The following is a 22,380-nucleotide window of genomic DNA, read 5'->3' on the forward strand; positions in this document are numbered from 1 at the left end:
GAGGCAGTACCATGTTTGAAAAAATCAAATCATTCGTTTCATGGTTCTTCGTTACCGGCGACCCGCTGATTTATGGAGCGGATATCGCAATTACATTAACTGCGCTTTCGATTATATTCGTATTAACGTATTTCAAGAAGTGGACCTGGCTCTGGCGCGAGTGGCTGACTACTGTCGATCATAAAAAAGTAGGTATTATGTATATCATCGCTTCATTGCTCATGCTGTTCCGCGGCGGCGTCGATGCCTTAATGATGCGGACCCAGCTTGCTTTTCCGGAGATGAAATTTCTAACGCCGGAACATTATAACGAGGTGTTCACGACGCACGGCGTTATTATGGTTCTCTTCATGGCGATGCCGCTCATGTTCGGCTTATTCAACATCGCAGTCCCCTTACAGTTAGGTGCTCGCGACGTCGCATTTCCATTCTTGAATTCACTCAGCTTCTGGTTGTTCTTCATGGGCGCCATGCTGTTCAATATGTCTTTTGTGATCGGCGGCTCTCCAAATGCAGGATGGCTGTCCTATCCTCCTCTATCGGAGATGACCGGCAGTCCCGGCGTAGGTCAGGATTTCTACATCTGGGGCATTCAGATTTCCGGTATCGGTTCATTGATGACGGGGATCAACTTCATCGTCACGATTGTCAAAATGCGCGCTCCGGGCATGACTTGGTCGAAACTACCGATCTTCACTTGGTCCGTGCTATCAAGCTGCATCACGATTATTCTTGCATTCCCTGTATTGACTGTAACGCTTGCTCTTCTGTTCTTGGACCGCTATTTAGGCGCTCATTTCTTCACGATGGACGGCGGCGGAAACGCCATGATGTACATTAACTTAATCTGGATGTGGGGCCATCCGGAGGTGTATATCGTCATCCTGCCTGCATTCGGGATCTTCTCCGAAATTGTAGCCACGTTCTCGAAGAAACGGTTATTCGGTTACGCTTCAATGGTATTTGCCATGATGAGCATCAGTCTCATGTCGTTCTTCACCTGGCTCCATCACTTCTTCACGATGGGCTCGGGAGCGAACGTAAATATCTTCTTTGCCATAACCACCATGATCATCGCGATCCCAACAGGTGTCAAAATCTTCAATTGGCTGTTTACGATGTTCCGCGGCCGAATTAAATTCAGTACGCCAATGCTGTGGACGATCGCGTTTATCCCTTGCTTCGTTGCAGGCGGGATGACGGGGGTCATGCTTTCGGTAGCTCCGGCAGATTTCCAATTTCATAACAGCTACTTCCTGATCGCTCACTTCCACCAAGTCTTTATCGGCGGAGTTGCATTCGGATACTTCGCAGGTCTGTACTACTGGTGGCCTAAGATGTTCGGCTTCAAGCTGAATGAGAAAATCGGGAAATGGGCGTTCTGGATTTGGAACATCGGTTTCTATGTCTGCTTCATGCCGCAGTACTTCCTGGGACTTGACGGTATGACTCGCCGAGTCAACACTTACACCTGGGACAGCGGCTGGTGGCCGCTCAACTTCACGTCGACAATCGGCGGTTTCTTAATGGGCTTAGGCTTCCTGTTCCAAGTATGGCAAATCGCACACAGCATTAAGTTCATGGAGAAGGATACAACCGGTGATCCGTGGAACGCACGTACGCTGGAGTGGTCGATTCCTTCACCGGCACCGCTGTATAACTTTGCAATTGCACCTACGGTTTCGGATAGAGACGAATGGTGGGAAGAGAAAGAGCGCATCGCCGCTGGTCACGCACCGAAGGAAACACCGCCGCTTGCGCCGATTCATATGCCGCGCAATTCGGCAATCCCATTCATTCAATCGATCTTCTGGTTTATGATCGGGTTCGGTCTAGTTTTCCACTGGCTCTGGATCGCTATCCCAGGCTTCGCCGGTGTCGCGATAACCATGTTTGCGCACTCGTTTAATTACAAGACGGATTACTACATCCCTGTGGATGAAATCAAACGCACGGAAGCTGCGGCAAGGGGGACTGTGTAATGTCGAATCACGCTAACCATCCGCATTCGCAGGCTCTTGCCCACGAGGCAGGTCATGATGGACATCATGATCTGGAGGAGCTTCGCAAATTCGGTTTCTGGATTTTCCTCATTACCGACTGTATTCTGTTCTCTGTCTTATTCGCTACCTATCTAGTCCTGCACCATAGCACTGCGGGCGGCCCGGATGCGAAAGAGATTTTCGAGATGCCCGGCGTTATCGTCGAGACCTTCATTCTGTTAACGAGCAGCTTCACCAGCGGTCTCGCGGTTCTGGCTATGAATGTAGGCAACCGTAAAGGCTTGATCGGCTGGCTGGTTGTTACTGTTCTGCTCGGCGCCTGCTTTATCGGGCTTGAAGTGAGCGAGTTTGTGAAGCTTGTTCATGAGGGTCATACCATTAGCACCAGCGCGTTTCTATCCGCTTTCTTCACGCTCGTCGGCACGCACGGGCTGCATGTAACGGTAGGTATCTTCTGGATTACAGGCATCATTATTCAGCTTACACGTCACGGTATTACACCGGTCACTAAGCGTAAAGTGACGATTACAAGCCTGTACTGGCATTTTCTCGACGTGGTATGGATCTTCGTATTCACAATCGTCTACTTGATGGGGGTGATGTAAGATGGCGCAGCACGGCAATGAGTTGCATGGCGAACATGGCGGCCATACAGGAGGCGGCCACGGCTCGCTGAAAGAATATGTCACAGGCTTCGTTCTTTCCATTATTCTGACGATCATTCCACTGTTAATTGTAATGAACCACTGGATGCATGGAAAAGCGCTGGTCGCCGTCCTAATCGGCACAGCGGTATTGCAATTTGTCCTCCAGCTTCTCTTCTTCATGCATCTGCGTGATGAAAATGGACCTCGATATAATCTGATGACGCTCCTTCTCGGCTTAGTCGTCGTCATTACGATCGTCATCGGCTCCATCTGGATCATGAAGAACAATGGGATGTAGTAGTTCGACCGAGAAAGTCTCGGGCAGCATGAGCAGCTTTCCCGGATTGGAAAGAAACCCAACGTTTATAACGTTGGGTTTCTTTATTTTCGTTTTGTCTAGGGCCATCTTCTTCATGCTCTCCGCAGAACTAAAAATAACGGTTGTCAGCGTGGCTATTTAGGCCATTTAACCACTCTCGCAACCGTTACAGGTTAGAAGAGTTTCTCGAAGCTCCAACCGCGATAGTTCCCATATTTTTTCCGTACATGAGAGCCGCCACGGTCACATTAACGCTCCGCGTGCCGCCATCCCACACGACTGGCAAGCCGAAAGCGGCCGTTACCGCGCGAATCGGCACGTAGGCTCTTCCATTATGGATGATTGGTTGCATGTCGCCAGCAGCCTGCTGCTTCCCGTCGATCCACAGCTGCGGATTGCCGCCTGAGATTTCGCTCACCGCCGCCTGCTTCGTACGAATGAGAACACTTTTAGTTGACGCGTCCCATACGACGTTCTCTTTCGACAATGAGGCAATTGCGCGTACAGGCACTAGTGCATGACCACCGGCTAGCAGCGGAGTAAGCGACGGATCGGCAGCAGGAACACCGTTGACGGAGATAAAGATGTTATTCGCAGGAAGCAGCTTTATCCCGGAATTCGATCCTCCTGTAATTGAGCCCATTCCAACTGCAGCTTCAACCGTAAGTTCACCTGCTCCCGGGAGAAGCGGCTGCAAAGAGCCATCGAAAGCCTCACCGTAAGCCGGCATCGTAAACGTAACGTCGTAGCGACCAAACTTATGCGCTCCCGAATAGATCAACAAAGACGATTTGGACGGAAAGTGAATGCCTTTAGCAGACAGAACCGAGCTGCGGTTATTAAGCGTAGTCGTCCAGAAAATTTGGATCTCGAACGATTCAAACGCAACGTTGTTGCCCGTGACATGCAGCGGTTCTCCGAAGTGCACCGATTGGGGTACACCACCGGAATAATCCGGTAACACTTCCAGGCGCATGAAATCAGCATACGCCTTGGCATTATTCAGAACCAGCCGCTCTTTCCCTTGATCGACGGCCAATTTTCCATGTCCAACTTCATAAACAGTCATGTAGCCGCCGTCCGTAAATTGGATATCCATCTGATTCCGGAAATTACGTCCGCCTTCAGGTGCCGGAATCGCTTCGGCTTTCCCCTTAGTCGCTAGTTGCTGCAAAATGCTGCAAACCACGGATATGGACTTCTGATCCTCTTTGCGTGCTCCGAACAATGGAATATAGCTGTTATCTCCTAAGCTCGGATAAATTTGCTTTACTGTTTGCGGCTTACAATCAGCAGCCTTCGCTGTCAAGCTGTTGCTGTCCGGTTTCTCCGCTTGCACGCTTGCCTCTGCCTGAACTACGGCGTCTCCGGCCACTAGCACAGGAAGCGCCAACAACGCAAACAGCGCAGCGCCAAGCATAGCGGCACGCCATCCGGCAAACAGCCTAACCGTTCTCCTCTGCTGCGTCTTATTTCGTATGATTTGCTCGAACTGTTTCATATTCGGCCTCCCGCTTCCTAACGCACAATGATTTCTATCCTCCTATGACGAGTGCAATGGAGAAAAGTTGCGTGCTAACGAATCGCAGAGACCTTACGATTCGTTAGCAGCATCCGCACACAAAAAAAGCTGACCCCGCAAGGTCAGCTTCCTTAAAACACAAATTCACTCCACGATCCCCGTTCGCTCAATCCCCTCGACAAAATAGCGCTGTGCTAAGGCGTACAGCAGCAGAGGCGGCAGGATGACGAGAAACGCCGCTGCCATCATCTGCGTCTCAATGAGATCAAACGGCACCAACGCATTCCCGGCAATCGTCTGCAGGTTCGTCGGCATCTGCGCCATCTGATTGCCCATCATGATGAAGCTGACATCCTTCAAGTACATCGATGGCTCAAACGTGTCGTTCCAATGCCACACGAAGGAGAACAATCCGACTACGAGCATGGCAGGACGCGAGAGCGGCAGCATGATTCGGTAGAAGGTCCGAAATGCACCTGAACCGTCCATACGTGCACTCTCTTCCAATTCCTTCGGAAACGTAGCGAAGAACTGCCGGAAGATCATGATGAACAGCGCGCCTTTCAGTCCTTGCCCGAACAAAGCCGGGATCAAGAATGGCAGAGGCGTGTTCAGCCAGCCGAGCTTCGCGTACAGAACATAGATCGGGATAAACATCGTCTGGATCGGGATGAGGAATGTGAGCAGGACGATGCCAAACCAGAAGTTCTTGAACGGAATGTACAATCTGGCAAAAGCATACCCCGTCAGCGCGCAGGACACGGTCTGGAACAGCGCCGCCAATATAGCAATAAGAGCAGTTTGCCACAGCGCCTGCACATATTTGAGCCCTCGCATAGCAACCTCATAATTATCCCAGTCCAGCACACGCGGGAAGAAGTTCACCGTAGGGTCAAGCAGATCCGATTGCGTCTTAAGCGAGGTCGATATCATGTAGAACACGGGCTGCAAATAAATGACCGCGACGCTCGTTAAGATGATATACAGCAAACTCTTGAATATGACCCCATCGGTCAATTGTCTCCCGAGGATAAAGACGCGCAGCCTCTCCAGCTTGTGCTCGCGCTTCAAGTAACGGAACCCTCGTCCCGCCAATGGCGCGAACAGATCCGAGAGCCGGCCTTGCAGCTTCTCCAGTCCGGCTGTAGTGCCCTTCGGATTCGGCATCTTCGTCGTCACCTTCTTCCTTTATTCTGAAGTTTCGCAGCGAGCAGCACCAAGATAATCGGAATCAAGATAATGGCGCTATACAACCAGCCTAGCGCACTGGCATACCCGAAGCCGGTTTCCGGGTCCGCCATATTCGTCGAGATAAACTTCAGAATCGGATTAAATGGACTCGCCGTCTGATCCACCAGCGTATAGACCAAATTGAGAAACACGAACGGCACCGTGGAGGGAAAGGTGATTTTCCAGAACGATTCCCATGGTGTAACACCATCAATGCGGGCTGCTTCATAGACCGAAGCCGGAATCGTCTGAAACGCCGCCAGAAACAAAATAATTTGAATACCCGAAAACCATAAAATAATAACGAACTTCCCAATCAGCTCGACCAGCACCTCCGCAATATTAACCGGCAGCACCTCGTACAGCATATCCGCGATATGATATTGATCCGCGAATGGGAGCTTCGCCTGTCCTTGATCGAACAGCGCCGTGAGCACCTGACCAGTTGCGAAGATGACCGGCAGGAAGAACAACGTCCGAAAGAACATGCGTCCTCGAAACCGCTGATTGAGCATAATCGCGATCAATAGCGCGAAGATAACCGTAATGGGAACGGTCAGAAACATTTCTCGCACGAACAGAAACATATCAACGGGAAACTCATTGTCGTAAATAAAAGCATATTTGAAGTTATCCCAGCCGATAAAATCGTACTGCAGCCCGCTTCCGTCCGTTGCCACGCTTACTTTCGTAAAGCTCATATACAGAGAATTCCCCAGCGGATAAAGCATGAAGACCGCGGTGCCGATCAGCCAAGGCAGCAGAAACAAATACCCTTCCAGCGCCAGCTTCAGCTTCCGAATTCGGTTATGGCGGGCATGCTCCTTGCGATGGAGCGATTCAACCGGTAATACGGCTTCTCTTGAGACGTTACCGTTCACTTGCCCACCTCCCCTCTAACAACCGCATAATTGTTCGCTTTGACCGCTACCCCATCCGTCGACGAATAGGCTTTATCGTTGTAGTTCACGATGACCCGCGTCCCATTCTCATACGATGTCTCGAACACGCCATCCGCCAGCTTGACATGACTGTCCATATAAGAATTCCAAACGCCTCCGCCGGTTGCTGCAAAAGCTTTATATTCCGAGATAATCTGCGATTTCACCAGCTGATATTGCCCGCTCACATAACCGGAATAAGTCGTGCGGCTGAGATCGCGAATATCGCCGGAGGTAACTACGTAATATGGCAGCGCCCCATATTCCAGCTCGCGCAGAAACTCCGTTCCAGGGTCCGTTCGCAGCGTGCCTGAACCTGACGTATACGCTACGAGTCCGTGCAGCGCCATCGGATAGAAGGGCACACGCTCATCGATCGCCAGATCGTAGTTGTAATCGAGCGGCAAGTTATAGAACATATCCGCGTGGCCAATCGAGAATGCATACGGGTTCGAGGTACCAGCCCAGCCCAGCTTGCTTCGCAGCAGATCCAGCGTTTGATTCGTAAGCGCCGCCGTCTCCGAGCGGTTCGAGGTATGTCCGGGCGTGTAGTCGCTGAACAAACCGTCTCCGTATTCATCCATTAATGCGACGCCGCCAACTGATAGCGCTTGCCAATCCTTGATCATGCCGGGCAAATAGTCCTCAAACACCTTCCAAGGATTAATCGTGTAATAATAAAGCGCTTGATTATAGAAATCGCCATTCTGATAAAATTTAACGACCTTGCCCGTGATTTGCCGCACGCCATCCTTCTTCGGCGAGAAGCCGCTGCCGAAGGAATCGATGCCGATCTTCAGATCGTCATTTAGCACGAGCGGAATCCCCTTCTCCTTCAGATGTTGCTGCAAGGCGAGGAAGCCGGATTTGCCTCCCAGCTTGCCGCCGATCGGGAACCGATCCGGAATGGAGCCGGCAAAGCCGCCTTTCTGCCATCCCCGCAGATTCACCCGTAGGCTGTGAATGCCTTCCGCATACAAGTCATCGACAATCTCCTTTACCTCGTCGAACGTACTGACGACAACGACACTTGCCCCAAGCGGCGTCGGCTGTTCGCTTGCCGCCATTATGAAATCCAACGTAAGCGGTGGAGCGCCGGCGGCGTTGCCGGCGGTCAGTTCATGCGTATCTGCTAAGTAAGTACGGTACCGCTTCGCCATCCCTACGTAATCGGATGCATCCTTCTCCAAGAACAGATAACGCATCGTAAACGAGGACACATTGAGCGCTTTCTCGTATACGCTGTTAACGTTATTCGGATCGAGCCCTTTTTGCAGAAAATAATTGTTGCGGTACTTGAACTTGGCATAGACGTTGTTGAAGCTTGTTTTGAGCTGGGACGGCATCGCGACAATGTTGGCAGCAGCTTCCCCTTGCTCGATGACGGAGATAAACCCTTGATCACCGCGCTTCATTCCGAATACCGGATAGTTGATGCTCTCCCTGAAATAGGAATTGTCCACCGATGGAATCGACCAATCGCGGCCATAGACCGGGTAATCATACGGTAAGGTCAGTGCCGCCCTCTTCTTGCCGAACGTGATGAGACCGCCCGGTCCATCCGGCACGAACAAATAGCCCTGCCCATCATCAAGCGCCGCACCGAAGAACGGAAGTACAGATAAGCTGACCACCTGAAACTGCGCTCCTTCGGTGATTCCTTCCTGCGGCAAATGAACGACCAAGCCATCCTGCTCCATGACATATTCGAGATAGACCGAGATTCCGAGCGTCTTCATCTCATAACGAACGCCGACTCCGTTCTGAATCGGCTTCCACGTGATAGCAGCCTCGGTATCAATCGTATTGGCGGTTTCCTCTGCTTTCGTATCCAGATTATAGTAATTGACCAGAATCGGCGAAGCCGCATTCTTCTTCCATTGCCCTTTAGTCGGATCCAGCTCTTGCTCTTCCTTAGAAGGATTGCTAAGCCATATATCGCCTGAAGCAGTCTTCACGGCAATTTGACCCGAAACCGGATCGAGCCACAGGCTGCCTGCTTGCTGCTCGCTCATTCGGTACCATGTCGCTCCGCCATAGCTCATCTGCTCCGTTGTCGGTGCTTCACCTGACATCGATAGCTTCGTCATATAAGCGGCTGCATCTGCCACGGAATAGTTGGAGATCGATGTGACCGCAGGCGCCTCATGCCGATACATCCAGAGCAGTGCAAGCGCGATGACAGCCAGCACGATAAGACGATTTCTTAGCTTGCGAACCCAAGGTTTCTTAAGCCACACGTTCCATCAGCTCCTCTCCCAGGGTTAGGAAGAAGTCAACCGACTGGTACACAAGACCGAACAGCACGAAGCCGAATATCCATAAACAGGCCATCGTGAAGAGCGAGACCGTCGCCATCTTTAACGCTTCCTTCAGGTTGTAGTTATGCACGCACATGGTGCCGATAAAGAGCAGAATGAACATCCACGCATACATGCCGTTCACGATTAAGTTGTAAATAACCGATTCCTGAAGCGTCAGCACGCGGGAGATGAGCTGGGCCGGAAGCGTGATGACCACGATCGGCATTAAGGCAAAGCTATTAACGATAAACACGTTCCGGAATGTCCCCTGCCCCTTCAAGACAGAGCCTGTTAAGTAACTCCCAATGACCCAGATGAACCAAGGAAGGATAAAGTTCTGCACTTCCGTCCATAGATTCAGTTCCTGAAACCGCGTTTCGACGAAAATAAAATTGGCGATCGCTTTCCCAATCAGCGTGAAGCCGAAGCTTAAGATGACGATAATAAACGCTACCGTGAGCTTAATCTTCATCCCTTCACCGATTTCCGTCATGCCATTCACGGGATGACGAAGAATACGGAACGCTTGCAGGACGGACTCGCGCCAGCCTGACAATGTCGACCGGTCCACACGGGCTGTTTTCTTCCGCTTAGGTGTATACCAACCAAGCTTCACGGCCAATCGTTTGCCGCCAAATACGACAATGAGCAGCCCCACCAGAATACTCATGCAGAGTGCAAAATACTTCATCAGCCAATTCATGCGCACTTGCCAGAACGCTTCCGAATAGCCCTTCTGATCAAATGCCTTGGAGAAATAGTTCATCGCGCCTTTATAGTCGTTGTCATAGAAGTCGGCCTTCGCAATGCCCTGGTAAGACCGCTCGTAATTGGCGTTACGTAGCAGGATTTCCCGCCAAAGCGGCTCTCCCTTCTGATACTGACCATCCGCGAATAACGTAACCGCCTCATGCACCTTCGTGCCGAATTCGGTCCGTTTGAACACCTGAATATCGCCAAGCTCTCCATCCGCGACGAGAATGTTGCCATTGGACTGCAGTCCGACGGCAGTCGCTCGCTTGAACAACCCAAGCCTTGCTTCGCCTGTTGACGCATTGCCGAACCGGAAGATCAACCTGCCCTTGGAATCATATTGGAAGATCCGTCCGCGAGCCGCCTCAAGCACCGTAATAATTCCGTTCGCATCCACAGCCACGCTTGTAAAAGACAGTTTGTTCGGAGGCACGAGCCAAGGCGCAAAATTCAAGTTGCCTAACAAATCGACGCCGCCGGAATTGAGCTGCCGCAGCTGACCTTCCTTCATGTCGCGGTTAACCGTATAAATAAATCCATTCTTGTCCACCGTCATATCGGTAATCGCACCCGGCAGCAGCAGCTGTTCACTCTTCAGCTGTTCGTCGGTATAGAACTTGCGCTTCAACGTTTGGATCCAGTCCATCGGTACTTTGTTCGAGCCGAAGAAGCCCGCAAACTGACCGGTCGGCGTTAATTGCAGCAGCCCTTGATAGCCGCCTTTATTGGCCACATAGATATACCCCCGCCGATCAAGCACCAGCTTTGCCGGTATGAAGGAATACGACTTGGACATCGCAGGGTCTTTCGGCTCGACGTATTCACGCAGAAACTTCGCATTGCGATCGAATACCGCAATTCGCCGGCTTCCCGTATCGGCAATATACACTTCGCCTTCCTTGCTGATAAACACACCTTCCGGCTTGCGAAGCTGCTCCTTGGGATTCGTTACTTTCCCATCCTCAGACTTCGATACATCCGGAAATGTCCGCACCTGCTCACCTGTAGGCGACAGCTCCACAATGCGATCATTGCCTGTGTCTGCTACGAAGATCGCATCATCCTCGGCAATAAACAGATCCTCCGGGTCTTTAAAGCCGGTCCAAGCCTGAACCGGAACAAAGGCGTCAGGCGTCCAAATCCACCGACCGTTAGCATCGCTCGAAAGTGTCCAGTAAGGAAGCGCGGCATTTGCCACCGATGGAAGCACAAGAAGGAAGAGACAGAATCCAAGAAGTAAGGCGTACATGGAACGTTTCCCGGCTTTCACACTCTGGTCCCCCTTTCTCTATTTGATGCCCGAATGTGCCATCGTCGCCATAACACGGCGCTGCGAGAGCATGAAGAATACAATGTTGGGTACGAAAATAATCAAGCTTGCCGCAGCCGCAATCCCCTGCCCGACCACGTTGTTCGCCGCGCCGTTCGTCAGCGTCGTAACGTAGTAAGGGAGCGTCTTCATCGATTCGATTGTCACGAACAAATTCGACGTTTCCGTCTGTGCCCACGAAGCCTGAAACGCCAAGATCGCTACTGTTGCGGTAGCAGGCAGACACATCGGCATAATAATGCGCACGAAGATCGTATATTCCCGGCCCCCGTCAATCTTCGTTGCTTCGATCAGCTCATTGGGAACCTGGTCAACGAACTGCTTCAGCAAGAATACCCCTACGGGCATAGCGACCAGCGGTAAAATATGAGCCAAGTACGTGTTCATAATGCCGATATGCGTAATGACCAAGTAGCGCGGAATCCCGACCGATTCAGGTGCGAACATGAGCGATACGATGATTAGTGCATTAAGCGCTTTGCTGCCCGGAAAGGTGATTTTGGAGAAAGCGTAGGCCGCCATCGTACTGATGAGCACAATCCCCGCTACCGTTGCGCCGGTAGTCAGAATGCTGTTGAACAAGTATCGGGTGAACGGAACGACAGCCGTGACAGACTGCTGAAACAACTGCTGATAGTTGAATAAGGTCGGATTGACGACATAAAATTTCGGCGGGTAGGCGAACAGCTCCCCGATCGGTTTGAACGCTTGGCTGAATACGAACACCACAGGCAGCAGCATGAACAAGCCGAGCAACGTAAGGAAGATCGTTGTAATCGTCTGGAACAGATCCCACTTGAAGGTACGGCGAATGAAGCGGCGAATCGAATGCGTGTTCATCGTTCATCCTCCTTCGTTCCGAAGAGCAGGAAGGAAAACTTCGAAGAGCCGTAAATCAGCAGCAGCAAGATCACGGACAATGCCGACGCATAACCGAACTCGTACCTGACAAAAGCAAAATCGTCAATATGATTCGTCATGAGATGCCCCGAATAGCTTGGTGTAATTAACTGTCCGGTTGCCGTAGCGAGCAGCGTGCCTATTGCTCCCGCCTTCAATGTGCCGACGACAGCCATGACAGCGCCGAAGAGCATTTGCGGCCGAATTGCCGGAATCGTAATGTAGATGATCTCCTGCAGCCTGTTGGAGATCCCATCGATTTTGCCCGCTTCATACATCTCTTGATTGACCGTCTGCAGACCTGCCAGCATGGCCAAGAATCCAACGCCCATGCTCGCCCATAACGATATGGCAATCATGATCGGCATGAAGTACGCCGGCTTCTGCAGCCAAAGGATCGGAACGTCGGACAAGCCCCAGTTGAGCATCAGCTGGTTCAAGTAACCGACCCGATCCCCGCTGAACACGACGGTCCAGACGACGGTCATCGCAACGCCTTGGAAGATAGAGGGCGTATAGATCGCAAGTGCAAGCAAGTCGCGAGCCGTCTTCGGCAGCTGATTAATGAGCCAAGCGAGCAGGAAACACAGAAGATAGCCGCCGGGACCCACGATTAGCGCAAACTGAATCGTATTCGGTATCGCATATTGGAAGAAGATCCGATCCTGCGTCAGAATCGCTAAGAAATTATGCCAGCCCACAAACTCCGGCCTAGAGAACGCATCAAACGTATAGAAGGAAAGCGCGATCGCGGCCACGATCGGCACGACGATGAAGATGATGAACGTGATCATGAACGGTGCAACGAAGATATAACCGGCAACCGTCTCCCTGCGCAGCCATCGCCTTGTCTTCTTCTCCGGAACCACAAGCGGCGTTGCTTTGGATAACTCCACCTCGTAACTCATGGCTCCTCCCCTTTACCCGGGCTCGGCACATCCGGAATATCGATCGGATGAAGAACCTTCCCTACAGAATCCCGCATGTTGAACTCCACCTGCTTGCGCGCCATTTCCTGGTTAATGGCAATGATCGCTTTATCGAGCTCTTCCCTCGGTACCGTGTTCGCTGCCACGACATTCTGCCAAGCAAATACGAGCTGCCTTGCCGTAAAATAACCGCCTGGCACATTCGGTGCTTCCTTGTACCATTTCCATTGTTCCAGAATGGCTGACAATTGGGAGCGCGGCCAAGGCAGCTTCGCAAAAGCGTTCATGTTCGCGGAATTCCAGCGATATTCCGGTCCATAGATGGCTTCAATATCGTTGCCGAACCGAACCTGCGTCTTCTCCGAAGTCCACCACTGGAGGAACTTCCATGCCAGCTCCTGTTTCTCTGACTTCTCATAGATGATTCCGGCCTGCAGCGGCCCTCCTGCCCAGCGAAGAATGGTGCCGCTCTTCTCGTCCAGGTTGCCCGGGATCGGCGCGATCTGCCATTTGCCCGCGATTTCCGGTGCAGCCACCTGCGTAAGCAAATACGTATTAAAGTCGGTAATCCCGATTGGCATATCCCCTAGACGGAAGTGGTTGAAGAAGCTCGGTACTTCCTTCGGGAGCTGGAATAAGGTGAATAGCTGCGTCCATTGCTTGAACCCTTTAAACGCCTCATCCGTATCGAGCCCCGATACTAACCCGTCCTTACTATAGAGCTCTGCACCGTTCTGATAGAGGAAGGATAAGTAGTCCGCAGGGGTATAGAAGAATTCATGTCCGCTCTGCTGCAAGGTCGGCAGCATCGTATAGACATCCTCCCAGGTTTGCGGCGGCTTCAGCCCCAACTCATCAAGGATGTCGGTTCGGTACATCATGATTTTGAAGTTTTGCGTTTCCGGCAGCGCGTAATTGCCCCCATCATAGTGGAACACGCGCATCGCGCCTGGATTGAACGCTTGGATGGCATCGTTGTAGCCCGGCATCTTGGTCAAGTCAGCTAACGCGCCGCGCATGGCGAAATCACCGACTACGCCACCGTCAACGCCAAGGGCGGCGTCCGGCTGTTCGCCGGCGAGATTGCCCAGAATGAGCATATTCGGGTCAGGCACGATATTTACGTTGACATGAATGCCGGTTACCGGCGTGAACGTTTCATCAGCCAACTGCTGAATAAGCCGCACATAGTTCCGGCCTCTATTCACCCACACATCGATGGCCTTCGGATCATCGCGCGTAAAGTTGTAATCGATGACGAAGGAACGGTAGAAATTGACGGCCGTGTTGCCCAGCTTCTGCCACATATTCGGTGCGACCTGAGGCAGCTCCGCCCCCGGCTGCGACACCCATAAGTAATCCAGCATAAGCGGCTGATCCAGCATCCGAAACGCCCAGCTGCTCAGTTTCTGCTGCGTCGTCGCAAACAGCTGCAGCTCGCTAGGGATTTGCCGGATGCGGCTCTTCATGTTGTTGAATTCATAGGCGGCAGCGCGGAACGAGGATTCCACATCAGATTCCCCAATTGTCAGCCCCGACAAGCGATCGGCCAGTCCCGTCAGATCCGATTCGATCTCCGTCAGACGTTCATCGATATCCGGGATATATTTCTCCAGCTGCCAATCGCGGTTTAGATCGACGTTACCGCCGCTCGTGTAGGAACGCTCGTAATTGCCCGTCACCTTGCGAATCCGCTGCTCCAGCGCTGAGATGCGATTCAGGTTGCGAAGAAGTCCCTCGTAGATGGGCTTCATCGGCGCAGCAGTTGGACTGATGCGCACGGTGTGCTTGCCTTTGCTCAGTTCGAACAGGAACGGCTTGCCTTGTTTATCGGCCAGCGATTTCCCCGCCCAACCCCAAGACTTGCTGTATGCAAATTGCACATCCAGCATTTCCTTGAACGGAGTTTGTCCGTCAATCATGATCGACTCATTCGTATAGGAATTGTTCAGAAACGCCTGTTTGAATTTGAAGCCAAGCTCATACAAGCCTGTCTCCGGCACCTCAATTTCCCACTCTGCCCATTGGCCGGAGATGCGGAACTGCTCGCCGCCCATCGTATTGTAATGGATCAACCCCTCCGGGTCAGGTGAGATGAGCGCATCGCTGACCGATTGCAGCTGGATCGACGTGTTGGACTTGGCACTAATCTGCTCCGCCTCGACCAACTGCACGAACTCCCCGTTCTGTGCCGACGCCTGGTAGTCGCTTGCCACCTCGGCGTACGCGGGAATCTTCAGAGGCGAATCCGCGTAGAGCGACTTCAGCAGCATCGCGCTCTGCTGGTTCACGAGGCGCACCGTATGCACGCCTTTCGTGAAATACCATTTGAGCGGCGTTATATCTGCTGTATAGTCAGCAAGCCGAACATCCTGCTGCTCCTTTATGATCGTCGATTGCGGCAAAATATCATTCCCAAACTCATCTCGCTTGAGCGGATAGCCTTGATACACGAACTTATGCTTCAAGCGGATATTGTCCGCTTCCAGGAAGGGCAGCTCGCCGTCGATATACACGCCGCGGATAATGTCCGTCACCGCGTCATCAGCCGATTCATAGACAACGCCTAGATTGTACAGCCCGTCCTCCGGAATCGTTAGCTGATAATCAACCCAGCTTTCGCCGTCCTTCCAGAGCAGTCCGTTATCCGTCTTCGAGAAATGCGTCTCGTCGGACACCTCCGCATAAGCTGAAGCATCGACTGATATTCGCTCCTTCAGCGCCGCGGCATCGTTGAAGGATTTCCCTCTGGTCGCCTGCCACTCCAAGTAGGTAGGCAGCTTGCCATTAATGTAATCCTTCTCTGTCAAGACCGGCGCGGGACCGGCAGGACCATCTGCCATGGTATATGGCGGAATGCCGCCAAACAGCAGCAAGGAGGATAGGATCGTCAGACAGGCCAATCGTTTCCACAATAAACTGCGAGAGACAATCGGCACGCTCGAGCTCTGACTTGGGCTTAGGCTTGGACTCGGATTTGGGCTCAGCATAACGCTTCCTCCGTCTGTGGATCGAAGAAATGGATCTGCTCCATATCGAATGCGACCGTCACCGCGTCTCCTTCCGCAAAACGTCTGCGCGGTTCCACTCGCACAACAAGCTTGTGATCTTCATTATTCAGATGTAAATAGGCGTCGGAGCCCAGTAATTCTCGGATTTCAATGGCAGCGCTCAAGGATCTGCCTTTATAAGACTCCATATCCGCTCCATCACGCGGGACGGTCATCGTTTCGGCTCTTACGCCCATGATGATTTTTTTGTCCACGTATTGCTCCGCGCGGATTTGCGCCGCCTTCTCTGCCTGAATTTCGAGCGAATACCGTTTCGTATCGAAATACGTCTTCGAATCCCACTTGCGGATATGCCCGTGAATGAAATTCATAGGCGGCGTCCCGATAAAACTGGCAACGAACATATTGGCGGGATGACTGTAGATGTCCTCAGGGGTAGCAACCTGTTGAATGAGGCCTTGCTTCATGACAACGATCCTGGTTCCCATCGTCATCGCTTCGATCTGGTCATGCGTGACATAAATCGTCGTTTTCTTCAGCTGCCTGTGCAGCTTCGTCAATTCTTCCCGCATCTGAACACGGAGCTTCGCATCCAAATTCGACAACGGTTCATCCATCAAGAATACTTCCGGTTCCCGAACCATGGCACGGCCGAGCGCCACGCGTTGTCTCTGACCGCCCGACATTTGTCTGGGCTGTTTATGGAGATGCGCTTCAATTTCCAATACTTTGGCCGCTCTCGCTACCCGCTCCTCAATGACATGATGAGGAAGCTTACGCAGACGCAGACCAAAGGCGATGTTCTCGAAAACCGTCATATGGGGATAAAGCGCGTAATTCTGGAATACCATCGCGATATCGCGATCCTTGGACGACACATAATTGATCATCCGGTCGCCGATGTACATCTCGCCTTCGGTAATTTCCTCAAGGCCCGCAAGCATACGCAGCAGCGTCGACTTTCCGCAGCCGGACGGCCCGACGAGCACCAGAAACTCGCCATCGGCAACCTCCAGATGGAAGTCATCCACCGATTTGCGTCCCTCGCCCGGATACCGTTTGGAGATATGGTTGAATAACACCTGTGCCATGCGCACTAGCCCCCTCTGATCACAACAGTTAGCCTGCAAACCATAATCGCCTAAGCCTCAGGCGAATGCCCTCGGCTTAGACGATCGATTTCGACTTGTACTCGCTTGCCTATTTCATTTTGGCCATCGCATCTGCAATCGCTTTGTTGGCTTTATCTGCTACTGTCGGGAAGTAGTCGTACGCGGACGTTTCTTTCTGGAAGGCATCTGTACCCCAAGTGCTGTTGGTCGCCGATATTTCAGCACCACCCGGAATAAAGATGGTAGGATCGACTTCACCGATTGATGCCGCATACAGAAGCGCATCCACGTTCAGCCCTTTGTACGTTTCCATTTGCTTGAAGTGATCGGTGATTTCAGGCGTTGTGGAGTTCGGGAGCGAGCCGCCGATATCCATCAGAATCTTCTGGCCTTCTACCGTTGCAGCCCAGAACTTCATGAATTGGAACGCTTGATCCTTGTGTTTGCCTGCTTTAGTCAGGAACATCGGGTTGTTGAAGGAGGTACCTACTTGCTTCGCCGTTCCTTTAGGCGTTGGCGCAATGTCCCATTTGAATTTCCATGACGATTTAAAGCCCGGAATCGTCGGCGATACGTGGTAGTAGAACGCTGCATGACCCGTTGCGAAGATATCTCCTTCAAGTCCTGCTTCCTTCACGCGTTTGTCATTCAGCATGATGCCGTCTTTGGAAACCCAGTCCATCATGAATTGATGATCATCCATGACGTTCTGATCGTTGCCGACATAAGTAATCGTGTTCTGAAGGTCGCCGTTCAAATCCATGATGTGATCGGAATGTCCGTTTGAGGCAGCTATGTTAGCGCCAGCAAAGATGGTGAGGATGGCATCATTCGCAATGCCCCATACTTTGTCTTCCGGGTGAGTTGCTTTCTTCGACATGTCGACCAGATCCGTCCAGGACCAGTCATTCTTAGGAGCGTCAATGCCGTATTTATCGAGGATGTCTTTATTGTAGAAGAAGATGAAGGTGTCGTTACCGCGGGATAGACCGTATTGCTTGCCTTGATATTGGAATGGCTCTAGGATGCCTTTGCTGAATTGATACTCTTTGTACTCCGGATCTTCTAAGTAAGGGGTCAAATCTTCAGCCAAGCCTTGTTGTACCACATCGACGAACGTTGGATTCCAGAAAATATCGATCGGCTCGCCGGCCGCGATGCTTTGCGTTACCGCTTTAATCGTGTTCGGACCCGGATCGTTAAAAAGCCACTTAACCGTAATCCATGGATATTTCTTCGTGAAAGCATCGGAGATTTTATGCCATTCCGGGCTGTCTGCCGGTACCCAAGTGGAGATCGTAATCTCAACCGGTGTCTTATCTACTTCTTGGACCGGCTCAGCGGCTCCGTTGTCTGCTTCATTGCTCGCTGCTGCGGTGTCATTCGAGGTTGTTGCCGTGTTCGTGGTGTTTTCTTTCGTATTGGCAGAGGCGTTCTTAGCGTTGTTATTATTGCCGGAAGAACAAGCTGCGACAAGCATGACTAAGGTGAAAGCGATTACAAAAGAAATGGGCTTAAATGCGCTTCGTTTAAACAAAGGAATTCCCCCTTGATCGAAATAAAATCATGACCTTACCCTGCCATTCATCTTTCGAGAAGCCGCGCTATTCACTTTTCACGTGCTCAAGTCAGCTTATTACTACATCACCTCTTGTAAAAGTATACTTAAGTTAGATCATCTTATACCCAATACTACAACATACTTTTCCATTATACAATATGTTATTTCAACAATTAAAGTATACTTTTATGTCGAAAATTCAGGTGAAGCCGTCTTTGCTTCTCCCGTGCTGCTCCGAACGATCAATTGCGGCACAATTTCATCCCGCATCTGCTCGCTCTTCCTTTCGAACAGCAAAATTTGTGCCGCACGCCTGCCAAGCAGCAGCGTGTTCTGATTGATCGTCGTCAAGCTGGGGACTGTAAATTGACTAACCAGAATGTCATCGTAGCCGATAATGCTAATATCGTCCGGCACTAGAAGGCCTCTTTTGCCAGCTGCTTTAATCGCTCCGATAGCCTTGCTGTCGCTTGTTGCAAATATGGCCGTTGGCCGCTGCTCAAGCGACATCAGCCTGTTCAGCCCTTCCGCCCCCATCTGCTCCGACTCGCGCTCCCCATCAACCACGCAAACCAGGTCCAAATCAAAGGCTACGCGGTGCTGGGTTAGCGCCAATTTGTAGCCCTGCAGACGAAGCGCAAACTCCTGATTCATCTCAACCGGTGATTTTCCCGTCAAAACAATGCCAATGCGTTCATGACCGAGCGACAGCAGATGCTCCGTAGCCAGATATCCGCCTATGAAATTGTCTACGATTACGTAAGGAATTTGAAGATGCGGGTAGTAGAAATGAACGGTGACGAGTCGTTTGCCTTCATCCTTCCAGCGTCTAAGCAGATCAAGCGGCATTTCGTTTCCATTCTTCAAGTGGGGATGCAGAATGATGCCGATATCATCGCCCTCGGGCATTTGAAATTCATCATCCATCCCCCAAATATAGAAGGGAATGCCGTGCTGCTCGCACTCTTCCTTGATTCCGGTCAATAAATCCGCGAAGAAGCGGTGATGATAGGCAGAGGCAATTTCATTGTTATAGACAAAATAAATTTGACTAAGCTCCGCCCGTTGCTGCTGCTGCAATCCGTTATAGCCCGTACGTTCCGTCTCCGTCTTCAGAAAACTGCCTTTCCCGCGCGTACGGCTAATAATCCCTTCGTTGGCCAGCTCTGCCAATGCTCTGCGCGAAGTAATTTCCGAGGTGTTGTACATGCGGGCAAGCTCGATCTGGGTCGGCAGCGGCTCATTGTGGCGTATTTTGCCCTCTGCAATCTGCCGCTTTAGATCCTCGATGATATGCTGATAGACATGTTTTCTTCTTCCACGCACGAACATTCCTCCCTACCTGACCCATATTCATGCCATGGAGTGCTCGGTTTCCTCCTGCGGGACAATGCGAAGCGGATAATTGGCATCTGCATCAATCCGATAGTTTGAAGGTACTTCGGCGGTACCGGTGAGCCCATCCGGACCCGTCTTCCACTTGATGGTCATCGTTTGATCGCCGGGCAAAGGCAGAACCGCTTCCGCCGACTCGACTCCATCATAAGGGGACTTCAGATGAATGATCCCGCTCCCCAAATCGGATAGATCTGCACCAAACACGAGCTCATTGAGCAGATACGCCGGCGATGCCCCCCAGCCATGACAAGCGCTGACAGGAATGCCCTCTTGCAGATAAGTCGGTGTATGGCCTTGATAGGTGCTCGGAATGGTGCAGGCAGGCATCTCCGCATCGAAGGTTTCCCACCAGGTCGTCGCTCCGCGACTCAACATCTCGCCCCAATAGCTGCGGATGAGCGACAATGCTTGTTCTCGGCGTCCGACATTGCGCAATACTTCGAGCACGATATGTTGGAAGAAGGGTCCTCTAACCGGCGGGAGTTTTTTGGCGAAATAGTAGTCGTCCAAGAAACGGTTCGTCTCTTTTTCCGTCATTATGCCGCACCAGGCTGCCATGAAATTTGTTTGCAGCGAATAGTTGTTGGATAACGAATCGCCGTCCAAGCAATCTACGAACAGTCCCTTCTCTTCTACCCACAGATGTGTACGAATGGCTTCCGCAAGGCTCAGCGCTTCCGCATCGGCTTGTTCTGCCTTGCTATCCGCAGGATCCAACGCACGCAGCATATCGGAGTATACCTTCAGCGCCTTGTATCGCAGGAAGGAGATCGCGGCAACCTTGTCGCGGCGGTCTATATCGTCCGTCCAATCGATAAAGCACCAATACCCTGTCCGATCTGCCCGCGCGAACAGTCCCGTATCATCGCTTTGCTGTCTGAACCAGTCGATCAAGCGATCGGTAACCGGCTGGAGCTCCGCGAGCAGCGCCGAATCGCCGGAGTACCGCCAATAATCATGTAAGCCGATTAGCCAATAGGCGCAGAAATCCGGCAACAGCATACCGTTATGCTCCGGACCGGTTCCCGGAATCGAGCCATCTGCCAGCTGAATGCGAGCGCCTTGAAGCAGACATTTGCGCAGCAGAGCCGTGTCCGCAAAGTTGGCGTAGATGATTTTGCCCATAACCATGGAATCCACCACCCACAGCGCCTTCTCGCGCCAAGGGCAATCCTCCGTATGATCATGAGAGTTCATTCGCGTCGTATACAAGCTCACCTCATGGATGCGGTTCAACAGATCATCCGAGCTGCCGAACTGCGTCTGCCTGGTAAACGGATATCCGACTTTCTCGCAGCTGAGCGAGGTGACTGTGACGGGAACCGGAGTCGCCATGAACGTGAGCTTCAAATATTGAAACACGCGCCGGCCGAATGGCTGTAGACGTTGGTAGCCCCGTTTGAGCACGAAGGTGTCTACTTCCTGCAGCTCCAGCGATTCTCCATAAGCGATTCGGATGACCCCGCCTTCCGCAGCGTCAATCTCGAGAATCGGCCTGCCGACAACAATTCGGCCGAAGTCATATACGACTGCAGGCATAGAGCCTGGTCTGGAAGCATCTGCCTTTAGGACGGTAGCTAAGTGTGGGTCTGTTGTCTCTTGAGTGTCTGCTGAAGCTGCCAGTAGAGATTCCGGCCCCGTTACGCTGCCTAGGTTCAATTCTGTACGTATAATGGCGGAGGCTTGGCACTCCTCGGTTGCAAGAAAGGGAATTTCACGTGCAATGAGGCGCGGCCACGGGCTGTTCGGATCGCACGCTTGTGCAAGCTCCTGCGAATCCGCCCATGCTGAGTTTGATTCTTTATAGTGAAGCTGCCGCCATTCGTCATCTTGCTGCGCCAGATAGATCTCTTTAAAGCCGCCCCATAAACTAAGCCGTTCATTGGTCGTGCGGAAGCGAGGGGACAGCCTTGATTTCCATGTGTGGTCAGTTGCTGAGATGACGGTTGCAACGTTAGCTTCCTCGACCACGAGTTGGGCGATGATGCCCGCTTCGCCTTGCATTTGGTTCGTAATGATGTTGGACTCGCCGAATTGGTAGCCCAGCACTGAAATGACATTATCGCCTGCTTGCAAGTAACGACCTACTTCATACGAATCATAGTACTGATAATCCGGCGTACATGGCGAAGGCCCGCGGCCGACCCATTGTCCGTTAATCCAGAGATTGTACTCCAGCCTTGCCGACAGATGAAGTACCGGTTGTTGCGCAAGCTCCGATGGCTCAAGATGAATTACTTTACGGAAATCAACATATTGGTTTTTGCAATCACCGCGCTGCTCCAGCCATATCCAGTTCGCATCCCATCTCATAGCCGATCTCCTCTATGTCCAATTTGCTTAATCTGACAACCTTAGATGAGTTAAGTATATTATGCAATTGTATTATTATCAATACGTATACATTATATTTTTTAATGT

General features: G+C 51.7%; 15 protein-coding genes. 3 read left to right on the forward strand and 12 right to left on the reverse strand.

The features are described from left to right. The first annotated feature begins 11 nt into the window (after positions 1-11). Genes AC0YN4_RS15400 through cyoD form a run of 3 tightly spaced genes read left to right on the forward strand, consistent with a single transcriptional unit; the run spans position 12 to position 2,948 of the window. A complete protein-coding gene (locus AC0YN4_RS15400; protein ID WP_475781999.1) occupies positions 12-1,982 on the forward strand; it encodes a cbb3-type cytochrome c oxidase subunit I in 1,971 nt (656 codons plus the stop codon). After that, positions 1,982-2,608, forward strand: coding sequence for a cytochrome o ubiquinol oxidase subunit III (gene cyoC, locus AC0YN4_RS15405; protein WP_475782000.1), 627 nt, complete (start codon positions 1,982-1,984; stop codon positions 2,606-2,608). Before AC0YN4_RS15400 ends, cyoC begins: the two co-directional genes overlap by 1 nt. Before the next feature lies 1 nt (position 2,609). Beyond that, positions 2,610-2,948, forward strand: a complete 339-nt coding sequence (gene cyoD / locus AC0YN4_RS15410) for a cytochrome o ubiquinol oxidase subunit IV (RefSeq protein ID WP_475836146.1) — start codon at positions 2,610-2,612, stop codon at positions 2,946-2,948. Positions 2,949-3,135: 187 nt separating this feature from the next. Here cyoD and AC0YN4_RS15415 read toward each other — a convergent pair whose 3' ends face one another. The 12 genes from AC0YN4_RS15415 to AC0YN4_RS15470 form a co-directional block, all read right to left on the reverse strand. After that, positions 3,136-4,470 (reverse strand): copper amine oxidase N-terminal domain-containing protein, encoded by a 1,335-nt coding sequence (locus AC0YN4_RS15415; protein ID WP_475836147.1) that lies wholly within the window; start codon positions 4,468-4,470, stop codon positions 3,136-3,138. A gap of 165 nt (positions 4,471-4,635) precedes the next feature. Next, the gene (locus AC0YN4_RS15420; RefSeq protein ID WP_475836148.1) at positions 4,636-5,658 is read right to left on the reverse strand and encodes a carbohydrate ABC transporter permease; all 1,023 of its coding nucleotides are present in this window, start codon (positions 5,656-5,658) and stop codon (positions 4,636-4,638) included. Positions 5,659-5,666: 8 nt separating this feature from the next. Further along, positions 5,667-6,602: a carbohydrate ABC transporter permease gene (locus tag AC0YN4_RS15425; protein ID WP_475782004.1), complete on the reverse strand. Its 936-nt coding sequence runs from the start codon at positions 6,600-6,602 to the stop codon at positions 5,667-5,669. Further along, positions 6,599-8,902, reverse strand: coding sequence for a DUF5696 domain-containing protein (locus AC0YN4_RS15430; RefSeq protein ID WP_475836149.1), 2,304 nt, complete (start codon positions 8,900-8,902; stop codon positions 6,599-6,601). Before AC0YN4_RS15430 ends, AC0YN4_RS15425 begins: the two co-directional genes overlap by 4 nt. Beyond that, positions 8,892-10,988, reverse strand: a complete 2,097-nt coding sequence (locus tag AC0YN4_RS15435; RefSeq protein WP_475836150.1) for a YIP1 family protein — start codon at positions 10,986-10,988, stop codon at positions 8,892-8,894. Before AC0YN4_RS15435 ends, AC0YN4_RS15430 begins: the two co-directional genes overlap by 11 nt. A gap of 18 nt (positions 10,989-11,006) precedes the next feature. Further along, the gene (locus AC0YN4_RS15440) at positions 11,007-11,888 is read right to left on the reverse strand and encodes a carbohydrate ABC transporter permease (RefSeq protein WP_475782007.1); all 882 of its coding nucleotides are present in this window, start codon (positions 11,886-11,888) and stop codon (positions 11,007-11,009) included. Then, positions 11,885-12,856 (reverse strand): carbohydrate ABC transporter permease, encoded by a 972-nt coding sequence (locus AC0YN4_RS15445; protein WP_475782008.1) that lies wholly within the window; start codon positions 12,854-12,856, stop codon positions 11,885-11,887. The genes AC0YN4_RS15440 and AC0YN4_RS15445 overlap by 4 nt, the downstream gene beginning before the upstream one ends. Then, positions 12,853-15,867: an extracellular solute-binding protein gene (locus tag AC0YN4_RS15450; protein WP_475836151.1), complete on the reverse strand. Its 3,015-nt coding sequence runs from the start codon at positions 15,865-15,867 to the stop codon at positions 12,853-12,855. Before AC0YN4_RS15450 ends, AC0YN4_RS15445 begins: the two co-directional genes overlap by 4 nt. Then, entirely contained in the window at positions 15,861-16,979 is a 1,119-nt protein-coding gene (locus tag AC0YN4_RS15455; protein ID WP_475782010.1) for an ABC transporter ATP-binding protein, read from the reverse strand. The genes AC0YN4_RS15450 and AC0YN4_RS15455 overlap by 7 nt, the downstream gene beginning before the upstream one ends. A 109-nt stretch (positions 16,980-17,088) precedes the next feature. After that, the gene (locus AC0YN4_RS15460) at positions 17,089-18,537 is read right to left on the reverse strand and encodes an ABC transporter substrate-binding protein (RefSeq protein ID WP_475782011.1); all 1,449 of its coding nucleotides are present in this window, start codon (positions 18,535-18,537) and stop codon (positions 17,089-17,091) included. A 210-nt stretch (positions 18,538-18,747) separates the two neighbouring features. Next, a complete protein-coding gene (locus tag AC0YN4_RS15465; protein WP_475782012.1) occupies positions 18,748-19,887 on the reverse strand; it encodes a LacI family DNA-binding transcriptional regulator in 1,140 nt (379 codons plus the stop codon). 27 nt (positions 19,888-19,914) lie between these two features. Continuing rightward, the gene (locus tag AC0YN4_RS15470; RefSeq protein ID WP_475836152.1) at positions 19,915-22,272 is read right to left on the reverse strand and encodes a family 78 glycoside hydrolase catalytic domain; all 2,358 of its coding nucleotides are present in this window, start codon (positions 22,270-22,272) and stop codon (positions 19,915-19,917) included. Positions 22,273-22,380: the final 108 nt, after the last annotated feature.

It is taken from the genome of Paenibacillus sp. J22R3 (assembly GCF_056269305.1).